Origin of the sequence: Dyadobacter subterraneus, from assembly GCF_015221875.1 — a bacterium.
In the GTDB taxonomy this organism is placed as follows: domain Bacteria; phylum Bacteroidota; class Bacteroidia; order Cytophagales; family Spirosomataceae; genus Dyadobacter; species Dyadobacter subterraneus.
In genome coordinates, this window is record NZ_JACYGY010000001.1 from 4524596 (window position 1) to 4538158 (window position 13563).

Annotated in this window: 11 protein-coding genes; 5 read left to right on the top strand and 6 right to left on the bottom strand. The window is 40.6% G+C overall.

All coding sequences use genetic code 11. The features are described 5' to 3' along the window. Nucleotides 1-45 precede the first annotated feature (45 nt). The 3 genes from IEE83_RS18845 to IEE83_RS18855 all read right to left on the bottom strand — a co-directional run bounded on the left by IEE83_RS18845 (nt 46) and on the right by IEE83_RS18855 (nt 2954). A complete protein-coding gene (locus tag IEE83_RS18845) occupies nt 46-1008 on the bottom strand; it encodes a cytochrome-c peroxidase (RefSeq protein ID WP_228101877.1) in 963 nt (320 codons plus the stop codon). 14 nt (nt 1009-1022) lie between these two features. Further along, nucleotides 1023-1481 carry a protein-disulfide reductase DsbD domain-containing protein gene (locus tag IEE83_RS18850; RefSeq protein ID WP_194122061.1) on the bottom strand — a complete coding sequence of 153 codons (459 nt, stop codon included), beginning with the start codon at nt 1479-1481 and terminating at the stop codon, nt 1023-1025. Nucleotides 1482-1637: 156 nt separating this feature from the next. Continuing rightward, complete coding sequence (locus tag IEE83_RS18855) at nt 1638-2954, bottom strand: peroxiredoxin family protein (RefSeq protein WP_194122062.1); 1317 nt, start codon at nt 2952-2954, stop codon at nt 1638-1640. A 309-nt stretch (nt 2955-3263) separates the two neighbouring features. On the opposite strand from IEE83_RS18855, the gene IEE83_RS18860 reads away from it, so the two are divergent. From IEE83_RS18860 to IEE83_RS18870, 3 genes are all read left to right on the top strand, one after another. Further along, nucleotides 3264-4574 carry a hypothetical protein gene (locus tag IEE83_RS18860; RefSeq protein ID WP_194122063.1) on the top strand — a complete coding sequence of 437 codons (1311 nt, stop codon included), beginning with the start codon at nt 3264-3266 and terminating at the stop codon, nt 4572-4574. Between the two features lie 721 nt (nt 4575-5295). Then, on the top strand, nt 5296-8049 hold the full coding sequence (locus IEE83_RS18865) for a TonB-dependent receptor (protein ID WP_194122064.1): 2754 nt from the start codon (nt 5296-5298) through the stop codon (nt 8047-8049). Between the two features lie 21 nt (nt 8050-8070). Next, nucleotides 8071-8880 carry a DUF4397 domain-containing protein gene (locus IEE83_RS18870; RefSeq protein ID WP_194122065.1) on the top strand — a complete coding sequence of 270 codons (810 nt, stop codon included), beginning with the start codon at nt 8071-8073 and terminating at the stop codon, nt 8878-8880. A gap of 148 nt (nt 8881-9028) precedes the next feature. Here the strand turns inward: IEE83_RS18870 and IEE83_RS18875 are convergent, their stop codons facing one another. Next, complete coding sequence (locus IEE83_RS18875; protein ID WP_194122066.1) at nt 9029-10033, bottom strand: quinone oxidoreductase family protein; 1005 nt, start codon at nt 10031-10033, stop codon at nt 9029-9031. A 101-nt stretch (nt 10034-10134) separates the two neighbouring features. On the opposite strand from IEE83_RS18875, the gene IEE83_RS18880 reads away from it, so the two are divergent. After that, nucleotides 10135-10506, top strand: coding sequence for a winged helix-turn-helix transcriptional regulator (locus tag IEE83_RS18880; RefSeq protein WP_194122067.1), 372 nt, complete (start codon nt 10135-10137; stop codon nt 10504-10506). A gap of 25 nt (nt 10507-10531) precedes the next feature. Here IEE83_RS18880 and IEE83_RS18885 read toward each other — a convergent pair whose 3' ends face one another. Next, nucleotides 10532-11920, bottom strand: coding sequence for a sulfatase (locus IEE83_RS18885; RefSeq protein WP_194122068.1), 1389 nt, complete (start codon nt 11918-11920; stop codon nt 10532-10534). A 146-nt stretch (nt 11921-12066) separates the two neighbouring features. On the opposite strand from IEE83_RS18885, the gene IEE83_RS18890 reads away from it, so the two are divergent. Next, nucleotides 12067-13275 (top strand): sterol desaturase family protein, encoded by a 1209-nt coding sequence (locus IEE83_RS18890; RefSeq protein WP_194122069.1) that lies wholly within the window; start codon nt 12067-12069, stop codon nt 13273-13275. Between the two features lie 58 nt (nt 13276-13333). Here the strand turns inward: IEE83_RS18890 and IEE83_RS18895 are convergent, their stop codons facing one another. Then, nucleotides 13334-13498, bottom strand: coding sequence for a hypothetical protein (locus IEE83_RS18895; RefSeq protein WP_194122070.1), 165 nt, complete (start codon nt 13496-13498; stop codon nt 13334-13336). Nucleotides 13499-13563: the final 65 nt, after the last annotated feature.

The following is a 13563-nucleotide window of genomic DNA, read 5'->3' on the forward strand; positions in this document are numbered from 1 at the left end:
ATAATGAAAAAATCATAGTTAGATTAGGCACCAAGCACCTGATTTTCAGTTATTTTTCTTAAATCTATCGTCCGTTAAGGCTTCCAAAAACGCTACAATATCATTCATTTCTCCGTCGGACAAATTCAAAGAACTTCCCAGAGACAAGTCACGATTGATACTGTTTTTTACAAACTTGTCAGGCGTATTGTAGTATTCAACAACTTCACGAAGCGTTTTAAACATAGCATTATGCATGTATGGAGCGGTGACGGCGACATTACGCAGACCCGGGATTTTAAAAACGCCAAGGTGCGAGCTGTCAGACGTTATTTTATATCTTCCTGAATCTGTAAAATCCTTTCCATTGAACAAACCGATACTTTTAAAACGGTCTGCCGTAAAATCTTCTCCTGAGTGGCAAGTGGCACAATTCCCCTTACCGATAAACAGTATACGTCCCCGGATTGCAGCTTCTGTCATGGCTTTTTCATCACCGTCCAGAAAACGGTCGTAGGGTGTATCCGTAGTTTCCAATGTTCTTTCAAAAGCAGCAATCGCACTCAAAACGTTTTTGTTATTTACTTCGGTTTTGAATGTCTTTTGAAATGCTGTACTGTAAAATTCATTTTTGCTAAGTCGCTCCACAGCTTCCTGAATCGGCAGATCCATTTCATCATGTGCCGACAATGGACCTAAAATCTGTTCTTCCAGAGAAGCCGCCCGGCCATCCCAAAAAAAATCAGTTCTTCCGGACAAGTTTGTCAGCGACGGACTGTTGCGAGGAAGTTTTGTGCCTTTATCGCCAATACTAAAAGCGGCAGTATCCGCAAATGCGAAGGCGGGAATGTGACAGGAGGCGCAGCTAATGGCCATTCCTTTTGATAGAATTGGATCAAAGAACAATTTTTCCCCGAGCTGTTCTTTTGTCAAAACTTCGTTTCCTTCTGTTTTAGGCTGAAAAGCAACAATAAATATAAATGCTACCAAACTCAGCAATACCATAAAGTATTTTTGTATCCTGAACATTGCTTTTTAGTAGATTAATTAACCTGAAAAGATTCTTCAAAAGGCACACAAATGCCATCTACGCTGCTGCACAGAAGTCCCTTGATCGTCCCTTTGACGATATAGTCTTTTTTTACCAGTTTGATTTTCTGTCTGAATTCTGCTTTTTCGGTGAAATAGGTATAAGCGACATCCCAGGTGGGGTCTGTTGTTTTTTTGGGTTTCACAGGAGTGATTTCGCCTACAAGTTTATATGCCTCGTTTTTTTCAAAAACGAATTGTGTAGGCAGCGGGCCAATATCGCCCTTAAAATCGGAAGAGTAAAGTTTCCAGTTTTCGTTAATATCGGCAGAAAATATTACTTCAACTTCCTGACCAGATGCCGCGGCAGTATTTGAAACGGTCACTTTCCATTTAGAGATATCCTTATCTTTTTGGCCAAAAGCCAGGGTTGAAAAGAATACAAAAACGATACTTAATATTGGGTACTTCATGTTACTGGATTTTTAATTTTCCCGTCATAACCCACTAATAATTAGTAGGTTTAAAATGACTAGCAAAAAATTTGATAAAGATTTAAACAACTGCAAAGAACATTTTAGTCCTTGCAGTTGTCTCAGAATACTTCGTACTTGTGGGGCAATCCAATATTATTTAGAGCCTTTCACCTCTGGGTTTGTGTTCAGAGATGTGAAAGTAGCCGGAACTGGTTCTGCAAGAAGTTCGTCAAGATCCTTGTTCCATTTTGCAACATAATCCTTAAAATACTGACCTGTTACTTCACCCGTATATCCCGTATGGATCTGGCGAACATCACCTTTGCGGTCGATCAAAATGGTTGTCGGGAAAGCCATCATGCGGTTTAGCGCAGGAAGTTTTTCAGAAGCCACTTTTTTGTCAGCAATACCTCCAAAAAGAATATCGTATTCGATACCATATTTCTTTTTCAGCGTACCCAATGTATATTTTGCGTATTCGAGATCGTCTTTTTGCTCAAAACCAATGGCAATTGCTTCTACCCCACGAGCCTTGTTTGCCTTGAACCATGGAGAAAGAAAAGCAGTCTGATCCGTACAATTCGGGCACCAGGTACCAACGATTTCTACTATTACCACTTTGCCTTTGTATTTGTCATCGCTCAATGAAACCTGTTTTCCGTTAAGATCAGGCAGCGTAAAATCAAGTTTGCTGTATCCTTCTTTCAAATGAGTCAATTTGTAAGGATCCGGCAAGGCAGCCTGGTCGTTTTTGCTTCCTTCAAATTTCGTGTTGTCATAAATTCCTGAGCTGATCACCCCTGTGATCGAGCCATCTTCATTTATCTTTCCTTTGTATACTCTTGGATTAGGACCAGAGAAATGTGACAATACAAATTCATCTCCCTGCACCACGCCTTCCAACTCGCGACTATCGCCCACAGTCGACATAATTACACCCGTCAGTCTGTTACCTTCCTGTTTCAGCAGGGCAACATTGTCAGGCATTTTGGCTTTACTCAAAACCTGTAAATCCCATTTTCCGGATAAATTATGTTTGGTAGGCTGCTCTTTTCCTTTTTCAACGAAACGATAATCCTTACCGTATTCAGCCGAAAATGGAAGGGAGCTTCCACGGAAACCAGGAACCAGACTTCTGTATTCTCCTGTGATCTTTCCGTCGGATTCGACGTTTGCTACAAGCGCCGCGTCGTAGGTATTCATTTTTACAAAAATTGAATCTCCAGAAAGTTTTGTCACTTTGAAATCGTCACGACGGGATCCGTTTAAAAGCGTAAGAATCGGATGATCCTTATCTTTCGCATTGTATTCGAAATTGAAAGGAATGTGCGTTTCGCTGATCACAAATTCTCCGCGCCAGATTCCCTGTTTCGGTGCCTTTGCTGCCGGGTTTTCAGCGGCATTTGCAAAACTGCTCAAAATGGTGACACCTGCAAAAGCCACCGCCTTCATCTGATTGTTGATTTTCATACAAATAGATTTTTTTAATAGAATAAAAAGTTAACTATATAGCCTTGCCGGAAAACAATCCGGAAGTACTCGCATGTGACCGGAAACATTTGCAGGATTTTTTCCGGTGTAAAAAGTTAACTAATCAAAGGTGGTTTTTAATCAGTTGTTGTTTTAACGTGCTGCAAATATATGGCAGGGAAAACATGATAACAATCAATTGTCTATTAATTTTATAGACTTTGTAGGATTAATTCGTTTTCGTACCACCAAATTGCTTGCAGGGAAGTTTTATCAGGCATACTTTTGCCCAAACTCTAAACAATAATTATGTCTTTACAAGATTCGACAAGTGCATCTTCCAAATGGAAGGTGTATGAAAAAGTTGCGCTCCGAACTGCGCTGATTTACGCCGTCATCAGTACAATTCCCTTTGCACCAGAATTTTACACACAGGATTTTGATGCAGGTTTTAATGTCAATTCTTACACGTTTCGCTGGTTTGATGCCATCTCTCAAAACAAGCCATGGTTCTTCGCAAGTCAGGAAGGGAAAAATTACACGGGATGGTTTATCACCGTTATAGTTTGTGCAATTGCCGGGTTTCTCTGGAATATTCTTGACAAAAAACGCAAGGATAACGAGCGCTTATACTACTGGTTTTATGTAGCAGCGCGTTATGGAATTGCTTTGAGAATGTCCTGGTTTGCCTGGGCGAAAGTATTTCCGGTGCAAATGCCCTTCCCTACCATCAGTCAGTTGAATACAAATCTGGGCGACTTCACGCCCGGCAAACTTTACTGGCTCACGACCGGTGTTTCTCCATTTTTTGAAGTGTTCGCAGGTGTGTTTGAATTGTTGGCAACGATCCTGATTTTATATAGACGAACCACAACGGCTGGTGCTTTGATGATGATAGCCATACTGGTTCCGATCTGGTTTGTAAATATTGGCTATGACGCCGGTGTCGAACTTACCAGTATGCATATTTTAAGTTTGTCGCTTCTGTTGTTGGTACGTGACAGCAAGAAATTTTACGAAATTCTTATTGAGCATAAAGCGGCGGCACTTACTTACATTCCTAAAATCGAGTTTTCGGTTGATTGGAAAAATAAGGCCAGGCTCATTTTAAAGTATGGTTTTATTTTGATCTTCATCGTTTATCGCGGGTTTGGTTATGGTAACCTTTATGCAAACGGAAAATCTTTTAAACTTCCGCTCGATAGTGGTCTTCCGGGAGTCAGTGGTATTTACAGCGTCTCGGATTTTAAAATAAATAACAAAACGATCCCTTACGAAGCTGGTGATACGGTACGCTGGCAAAATGTAATTTTTGAAAAATTCAACAGCATCAGTGTCAAAATTGATAAACCGTTTCAGGTGAATACAAAAAATTCGGTACGGACAACTGAGTTTTATGGTAGTATAGGGCGCTATTATTATGGTTATAAAGCTGATACAATAAACCATGTTTTCTCACTTTCCAACCGGGCAGACACGGCCAGTAAACTTGTTCTGCATTATGAACGTCCTGATAATAATCATTTTATCTTGTCAGGAATAAACGAGCATAAAGACTCAATTTTCGTGGTTTTGACAAAAATTGACAAGAAATATCCTTTGGAACAAAAGCGGAAATAGCCGGTATCAACAAAAATCATTTGGTGGCATTCTTCCCGATTTCTTTCAAAATAGTTTTAAAAAACTTTCACAATCCGAAAATCTTACCCTTACCTTTACATCGTCTTACAATGACACCCTCTCATATAAACCCGACAAAAAGATCAAAATTCAGATCTTTTTTAACTTCAATAAAAGTCCGGTAACCACCTTTCCGGCTTAATAAAATTCAAAACGCAAAATGCAATTTGAATGGCACTGAAATTCTAAATTAATTTCAAGCGAGCTAAAATAGTCAGATTGATGCGAAAATGTTTTTAGCAAAAATTATTAGTATACAAAAACGATAGGTTAAGTATTATTATATCACCTCATAACAAAACGTAATATGAAAACGATTTTATTCTCGCTGATTTTAATGACCGCTTCCGACTTAATATCTTTTACAAATCCAACGGATGCGATAAGGCAACAAAAGAAATTTTCACTTCTGTAAAATTCTTGTAAAACCTCCTTTCGATTCGGCGGTGTGCCGGCAAAGGGCAAACGCCTGATGTTTTGCTGAAAGGTAATGCTACTCCCGGGACTGCAGGCTCTCCGGTGTACCTTACCGTGCAGTTTGAACAGGTCTGCACATCGCCGAATTGATACAAATCAGTTACGTATAATCCATATAGTAACTGCTATTTTAAGCATTTAACCATGCTTTTTTCCCGCCTAAAAATTAATAAAGATCCATTTCATGAAAAAATTTATCCTTCTTATTCATGTGCTTGTGGCAATTCCTTCCTTTGCACAGCAGCGAATTCTCTCCGGTTCGGTCCATACTACCGAAGATAACAGCGCACTTCCCGGCGTTAACGTCTCCATTAAAGGAAGCCGACAAGGAACAATTACGGATGGAAACGGACAATTCAGTCTTAGTCTTGTTAAGGGCGAAACGCTTGTTTTTTCCTTCATCGGTTTCACAGCCCAGGAAATTCATATAGGTGCTTCCAACGAATATAATGTGACACTGGAGCCAAATACGCACACGCTTGGAGAAGTCCAGGTGGTGGGATCGAGAAATGCGAATCGCACCAAACTGGATTCTCCCGTTCCCGTTGATGTTATTGATATAAAAGCTTTGCAGGAAACTGCTCCACAGGTCAGTATCACGCAGTTATTGCAATATGTTTCGCCTTCTTTTCATTCGGTGAACGGTAGTAATGCAGGCGATGCAGGTTCAGCTTTGAATTTGTCCCAGCTTCGCGGACTGGGTGTTGACCAGGTTTTAGTTTTGGTTAATGGAAAACGTCGTCATAAAAGTTCTAATATTAACTGGGGCGGATTGGGAAATGGTGCCACAGGTTATGACCTGAATTCTATTCCGACTGCTTCTATTCAACGTGTTGAAATTCTGCGGGATGGGGCAGCTGCTCAATATGGTTCGGATGCGATTGCGGGTGTAATCAATATTGTTTTAAACAAAAATGTTGATCAGTTGACGCTAAGTTCTACGGCTAGCACACGGCGTCGTGGCGATGGAACTACGACAAGAACGAATGCAAATTATGGATTCTCGTTGGGAAAAAGCGGTGGCTATTTGAATACTACGGCAGAATTTGCAACACAGGCGGTTGCGCTTTTACCCGGAAATGATGAGGCCGGACTTTACCTTGGACCGATATACGGTGGCGGTGCAAATACCAGAGCCTATGATGCAATTTACACAAAGGAAATTGACGAAAAAATTCTGGCCGACCGCGGTTTAGACCGCCATCATTTTGACCGTCGCGGTGGCGGATCCAACAAAGCAAAAGATGCGCTGTTATTTTTTAACGCCGCCATTCCGTTAGCGCAAAATGCGGAAGTTTATGCGTTTGGAGGTATCAGTCACAGAAATTCACAATTTACAGCGGTTTATCGTCTTCCCGGATGGACTGAGCGGAATAATGCCTTTTTGTATCCGGATGGTTTTTTACCAGCGATGGAAAACATTATCACCGATAAATCGCTTGCCGTTGGTATCAAAGGAAAAATCCGCAACTGGTCTGTTGACATATCCAATGTTTATGGGAAAAACAATTTTGGAAACGTCATTACCAATTCTTTAAACGCGAGTTTGGGATTAAAAACACCTACAACTTTTGATGCCGGAAGTTACAACGCTAGCCAAAATACAGGAAGTATCGATATCAGCCGCTATTTTGATAAAGCGCTGAAAGGAATCAACGTCGCTTTTGGAGCGCAGTACCGTGTTGAAACTTACCAGATTGTTGCCGGTGAAGAAGCTTCTTATTCAAAAGCAGATCTGCGTACCGTTTTTGGTCTGGACACAACGGCCAGCGGAATTATTTACACAACAAAAGAAGGAAGTATTGGTTTGAATGGACTTTCACCAGGATCACAAATTCACGCAGGTTTCAGGCCAGAAAATGCCGTAAATGTAAACCGTTCCGTTTTGGCAGGTTATGCTGATGTGGAAGTTAATTTTACAGAAAAATGGCTCGTTTCCGGCGCATTAAGACTGGAAAGTTTCTCGGCTTTGGGTAATGTGACAACGTATAAAGTTGCTTCAAAGTACAGTATTACAGACTGGCTGGGCATCAGAGGATCGCACAATACAGGTTTCCGCGCACCGGATCTGGCTCAGTATTATTACACCGAAACGTCCACCAGTTTTCAGCAGGGACGGGCAATTGATCAGGTTACCGCATCCAATCAAAGTGCAGCGACACGTGCGCTTGGGATTCCAACTTTAACACCTGAAAAATCAAAAGGTTATACATTAGGAATCACAACACAGCCTTTCAGAAACTTCGAATTTACGGCTGATGCCTACCTGGTTGATGTCAATAACCGTGTAGGAAATACCGGAAATTTCTCTGCAACGGATGTCAATTTGCCACTCGAAGTCAGGAATTTATTTGTACAAACCGGTACGACACAAGCGAAATTTTTCTATAACTCTTTTAGCACCCGCACAAAAGGTCTGGAATTGACAGGAAGCTATAAGACACCCTTCCGCGGCGGAGCGCTTAACTTACTTTTTGGTGCCAATTTTGTCAATACCGAAGTGACGAAAGTGAACACGCCAAAAGGTTTGGAAGCTTATCAATATATCATTTTCAATGACGGAGAAAAAGCGAGAGTAACCTCTAACATTCCTGGCAAAAAGATCAACCTGCAAGGAACATTCAAAATTGGAAAACTGACCTACATGGCACGTGCAATTTATTTCGGATCGGTTACAAACGCGTCTGCATTAAATGCAACATTCCCAAAACCGGATTACTTCTATCAAAAACTGAAACCGATCTGGGTGGTTGATGCTTCTGTCGCTTATTCATTCTCAAAAATATTGCAGGGCTCCATTGGTGTTAACAACGCTTTCAACAAACTGGGTGATTATTCTGATCCAAAACTTAATGCTTTGAGTAAACCTTCGATTATCGGAATTCAGAACGGAAGCGCAGGTATTCAGCCTTTTATCAGAATCACGGCAAGACTTTAAATTATTTCAACTTCAACTTTTATGAATCTATATAAAACATTTAGGTCAATTCCGCTTTTGAAAAAGGCGCTGATTGCAACAATTCTGCTTACCGGATTTTCCGCCTGCAAGGAAGCAGATTATCTGGACGTAGATGCAGCAGATCGCCCGCCATTAAGCGCATTCATCAGTTTTGTCAACGCGAGACCGGTTACTACGCCGCTAAATTTCTGGACATTTACAGATAAAATCACACCAACTGCCGTTGCAATAAATGAGGCTTCTGCCTATTATCCTACCGTTTTTGGTAATGTGCAGATCAATTTTACCGAAGGTGCTAACACAAGTTACAAAGCTTCATACCAGTTTGGAAACAGCGCTACTTTTTCAGCCACGGGAAGACCAAACGGTCCTATCGCAACATTTTATCACACCGTGGTTGCGGCCAGAACGAGCAATAATAAAGCGGATTCTCTGATTCTTTTTTATGATGATTTAAAAGCGCCCGATGCTCAGAAAGCCAAACTTCGTTTCGTGAATCTTTCCCCGGAAAACGGAACAATAAATGTCTTCAACGGCAAAACAGCTTTGTTTAGCAATGTTGCTTATGGACGAGCAGCAAATTCTTCTCTCGCAGGCGAAACGCTGAGTGCATGGTCGCTCGGACCGTTTCAAAATGTGAGTCCGGGTATTTACGATTTAAATTTTACCAACGCAACCAGCGGCAACACTACCGGCAGCTCAACCTCCGTAACTTTGGAAGCAGGTAAAATTTATACTGTTTTTACACACGGACTCCTCAGCGGTTCTCCTGCTTTTGGGGTGAAGGTGTTGGAACATCCGGTTAAGTAAAAAATTCCCCCTGCTGCAAAATTGCCTTTTGGGGTAGTTTTGTTGCGGGGGAATTTTGTCATGAGGTTGTCATTTGTGGTCAGGAAATTGTCATTTGTTGTCAAGGGTGGTCAGGAAATGGTTGTTTGATATTTGGTTGGGTATCTTTCTAATCGATTTTCATGATAAGTTTTTTGCCGTTGGTTTTATTATTTTCCAGCATTTGGTGGGCGGTTTTTACTGTTTGTCTTGATAGTGTTCCTATTATATTGATTTCTGGGGGTGTGATAATGTTGCTTGTGATCAGCGAAATGAATTCGGTGAGCTTTTCTCCGTAGTAATTTATATTTCCCGCCAGCATGTATGCGTAGTTTGAAATATTAATAATGGTCGCTCCTTTATTGAAAAGATTTTCTCTCGCAATTTCTGTACTAAGTGCCGTAACATCTGCATAATTTCCATTTGTTATCAAAACTTTGGCACAAATTTCGGACATTTCAGCTCCTACCAAATCGATGCAATGATCATAAAAGTTTTGATTATTTGCGCCCAGAATTAATTCTTGCAAGTCTTCATTTTTGTAATTTATAATCTGATTTTCTTTTAAACCCTTCTTCAAAAGCTGGTGGATACTTTGTTGATTTCCAGCCGTTACTATTATATTTTTAAATCCCATAGCCAATAATATTTTGACTAAAACAATTCCAACGCCGCCTGCTGCACCGGTGATAAAAATAGAGTCTTCCGGTTTTATTTTCAGTCGGTTGAAACATTGAAGTGCAGTGATTGAAGCCGTCGGGATAGCGGCTGCTTGCTCAAAAGACAATGATTTCGGTTTTAAAGCTGCAATCGTTTCCGGGATGGCTATGTATTCGCAGTAAGTTCCGTTCGAGCCCATACTTCCGCAAGCTGCAAGAATGGCATCACCAACTTTAAACTTTGTTACTTTTTCACCGATTTCAACCACAATTCCGGACATTTCCCTGCCGAGAATCTGAGAATGCATTCGCTTCCTTTCGGTTTTACCCTGACGCATCTGGTAGTCGATCGGGTTGAAAGCAGCCGCTTTTATTTTGACCAAAATCTGATTTTCTGTAATCTTTGGAATTGGAAATTTATCCTCTATTACAAAGTTTTCCACGCTTCCAAAATCCTTCAAAACTATGGCTTGCATAACTGAATTTTATGTTGATTTGTAAAATTACAAGCCCAATATTTTATATTTGTTACCGGTTAACAGCAGGTAACCGGTAACTTCCAGGAAACCGATATCATATGGCATTGATTGAAAAAAACGGCGAAATTCGTGAAGCAAGCTGCAAGGAAGAATTAACTGCGATGAGAGAAAGCGTGGAAATTCTGGGTGGAAAATGGAAATTGCATATCATGCGCTATCTGGCAAACCGTCCCTGTGAAAAGAATTCGTTTAAAAAAATGCAGCGGGAAATTGATGGCATTTCAGCCAAAATGCTTTCCAAGGAACTGAAAGATCTTGAAGTAAATTTGCTTGTCACAAGAACGCTGCTGGAAACAAAACCAGTCACTGTCGAATATCAGATTACGGAATACGGCAGAGGCGTACTTCCACTAACCGAAACTTTAGTTAGCTGGGGATTAAAACACCGCAGTAAAATTCGGGAAGATTAGGCTAATAAATCAAGGAAATCCTGTTTCATTTTTTTGAATAATCCGGGTTGATTTCGGGCATATTGGCATTAACCTGTTTCCGCCAGTTTTTCAAAAGCTGAGCCAGTTCCTTCGTTTTGGAAGGGAGTTTCGCAGACAGATCTTTACTTTCAGAAATATCATTTTCAAGATTAAATAATTCCAGCTTACCGGTTTCATAAGATTCAACCAGCTTATAATTCCCAAGCCTGACGGCTCCCGACGGCCTTCCTTCCTGATTACTGAAATGAGGATAATGCCAGAAAATAGCTCCGCGCTCAGCGACTTGCCCCGGACTTTTTAGTACCGGATAAAAGCTCTTACCATCACCTGATTTATTTGTTTGATTAATTCCGAGAAGCTCGCAGAAAGTGGAAACATAGTCTGTTCCGATCACTGTATTATTTGTCACCATATTTTCCTTGATATTTCCTTTCCAACTAAAAATCAACGGTATTTTAATGCCTCCCTCATATACGTGCCCTTTCCATTTCCTTAGCGGAGCCAGGTTTGTCGGCACAGGACCGAGTTCGGCAAGTCCTAAACCACCATTGTCCGAAGTAAAAATAATGATCGTATTTTCCAGTAAATTATTTTTGGCAAGCTCAGCTACCACACGTCCTACACCATCGTCCATGCTTTCGAGCATTGCCGCGTAATTCGGGTTAAACTTATCTTTGTATTTGGCATAATTGGAAAAGTAATAATTGAGTTTATCAGCTCTTGGGATCAGCATGACATGTGGCGCGGAATAAGTCAGATATAGAAAAAACGGCTTTGATTTGCTCTCATTGATATATTCCACTGCATAATCGGTGAGTTTATCAGTCAGGTACTCCTTTCCGTGGTCTTCAAAAACCGTTTTTCCATTCGAGGTAATCGAGTAATTATAATAATCCAGTCCATTTTTTGCAATGACTCTGTCATATTCGAATCCCTGGTTTACGGGCGAAGATGAATCCGCTGATCCCAGATGCCACTTGCCAACGATACCGGTTTTGTAACCATTATCTTTCAAAATCTCTGCCAATGTAATTTCTGACGACGCCAGATATCTTGTCCACTGAGCAGGTAAAACATTGGATCTCGGATCCTTTCTTTCACCGGCAATAAAATTCGTGAGATGAAGCCTGGCTGGATATTTGCCCGTCATAATCGCGGCACGTGAAGGTGAACAAACCGGACAAGCCGAATAGGCCTGGGTAAATTTCAATCCCTTTTTTGCCAGCGAATCAATATTTGGCGTACGGTGATAGGGATTACCATAACAGGAAAGATCAGTATAACCCAGATCGTCTGCCATGACAAAAACGATATTCGGTTTCACATTTTGCCCAAAACCGGATTGTGAAATCCAAAGCAGAAGATTTATAAAAAGTAGATATTTTAATTTCATTGGTGATTATAAAAGGGGTAAAACTGTAATGAGATAATTAAATTATTAATTGTGGTGATCAGATTTTGTTCCGTTTATTTAAAGATGCATATTTGTAAAATCTACTTGTTCTATATACTATACATAGATAAGCTTTTTATACTTATATGAATTTAAATTACATGGCGCTGGCCGTACCGGTTTTTCTGTTTTTTATTGGATTGGAATATCTTTTTTCCAAAATTTTCGACAGGCATGTATTTAATTTTAACAGTTCCATCGCCAATATGAATGTTGGCGTTGCCGAGCGGCTTATCGATCTTTTCACCGCAGGTTCCTTCTACTTTTTTTACGATTATCTTCACCAGCATTTTGCAATTTTCAATATAAAGCCAACGATCTTAATGTGGATCGCACTGATACTTGCCACGGATCTTATCTGGTACTGGTATCACCGGTGTGGACATAAAATTAATTTTTTCTGGGGATTCCATGTTGTTCATCATACAAGTGAAGAATTTAATTATACAGCAGGAAGTCGTATTACGGTTTTCCAGGCAGTAATCAGAACACTGTTCTGGGCAATTTTGCCGGTTATAGGATTTCCAGCACCTATGATTACCACGATGCTGATTGTACACGGCCTTTACCCGTTTTTTACCCATACCCAATTAATTGGCAAACTGGGTATTCTGGAATATATCCTGGTCACACCTTCCCATCACCGGGTGCATCACGCCAGCAATGAGGAGTATCTCGACAAGAATTTCGGGGATATGTTTATTATCTGGGACAAGCTTTTCGGCACTTTTGCCCTTGAAGAAAAAGAACCCTTTTATGGACTTACTAAGCCGCTTGACAGTTACAGTTTCCTGTGGCAGCATTTCCATTACCATGTGGAATTATGGCATGCTGCAAAGAAAAAGAAAGGGTTATTTGAAAAGTTGAAACTATATTTTGGAAGTCCGGCCGATTTTGACCCGGAAATGAGAGCCCTGGTTGAGAAAAAATTTCTTTCTAAACACAAAGTCAGGGTACGTTCACAAAAGTTCAGATTGTACGTGCTGCTGCAATTCAGTGTGATGGTTACGATCCTGTTTTTCCTGTTACTTTTTGAACATCAGACAGATTTCTTTCTTCAAATCATGACTGCATGTTTTATTGTCTGTACCCTGATTAACTGCGGTGCCCTTCTCGAACAGCGCCGCTGGGTTTTCTATCTGGAATTTGCGAGAGGTTTTTTTGTCATTTTGACAACCTTTTATTATTTCCCGCACCCAACCACGTTTCTTGTCATGACCATTGTGACCCTGGGATCTCTCACCTATTTTTCAACGCTTCAAAAACAATATCTTAATTCAATTTATGGCAGGTAGCGAAATACTACACCCAAATTTTTCTAGTCGGCTTTGAGCATAATTCCGGGTCATTTCGCTACCTGAAAGTACTTTGGGCAACAACGAATTTCATTGACAGCCAAAGATGCATATGACCATCCAGACTGAACCTGAAAAAATCAGCCTTCAACAGATTTTCACCCGTCATTTTTCCGTCTTTCACAAGGAAAGTACCGGATAATATTTCCCGTTTTTCAACCAAAACTTCACCTGTATAAGGATCGACAGGATACCTGGTCTGGCCTTTTTCGGTTTCAATAGACCATA

Bases quoted from the DNA above. Each gene is read 5' to 3' on its own strand.
- IEE83_RS18845 (WP_228101877.1), bottom strand. From the start codon at position 1,008: ATGTTCAGGATACAAAAATACTTTATGGTATTGCTGAGTTTGGTAGCA.
- IEE83_RS18850 (WP_194122061.1), bottom strand. From the start codon at position 1,481: ATGAAGTACCCAATATTAAGTATCGTTTTTGTATTCTTTTCAACCCTG.
- IEE83_RS18855 (WP_194122062.1), bottom strand. From the start codon at position 2,954: ATGAAAATCAACAATCAGATGAAGGCGGTGGCTTTTGCAGGTGTCACC.
- IEE83_RS18860 (WP_194122063.1), top strand. From the start codon at position 3,264: ATGTCTTTACAAGATTCGACAAGTGCATCTTCCAAATGGAAGGTGTAT.
- IEE83_RS18865 (WP_194122064.1), top strand. From the start codon at position 5,296: ATGAAAAAATTTATCCTTCTTATTCATGTGCTTGTGGCAATTCCTTCC.
- IEE83_RS18870 (WP_194122065.1), top strand. From the start codon at position 8,071: ATGAATCTATATAAAACATTTAGGTCAATTCCGCTTTTGAAAAAGGCG.
- IEE83_RS18875 (WP_194122066.1), bottom strand. From the start codon at position 10,033: ATGCAAGCCATAGTTTTGAAGGATTTTGGAAGCGTGGAAAACTTTGTA.
- IEE83_RS18880 (WP_194122067.1), top strand. From the start codon at position 10,135: ATGGCATTGATTGAAAAAAACGGCGAAATTCGTGAAGCAAGCTGCAAG.
- IEE83_RS18885 (WP_194122068.1), bottom strand. From the start codon at position 11,920: ATGAAATTAAAATATCTACTTTTTATAAATCTTCTGCTTTGGATTTCA.
- IEE83_RS18890 (WP_194122069.1), top strand. From the start codon at position 12,067: ATGAATTTAAATTACATGGCGCTGGCCGTACCGGTTTTTCTGTTTTTT.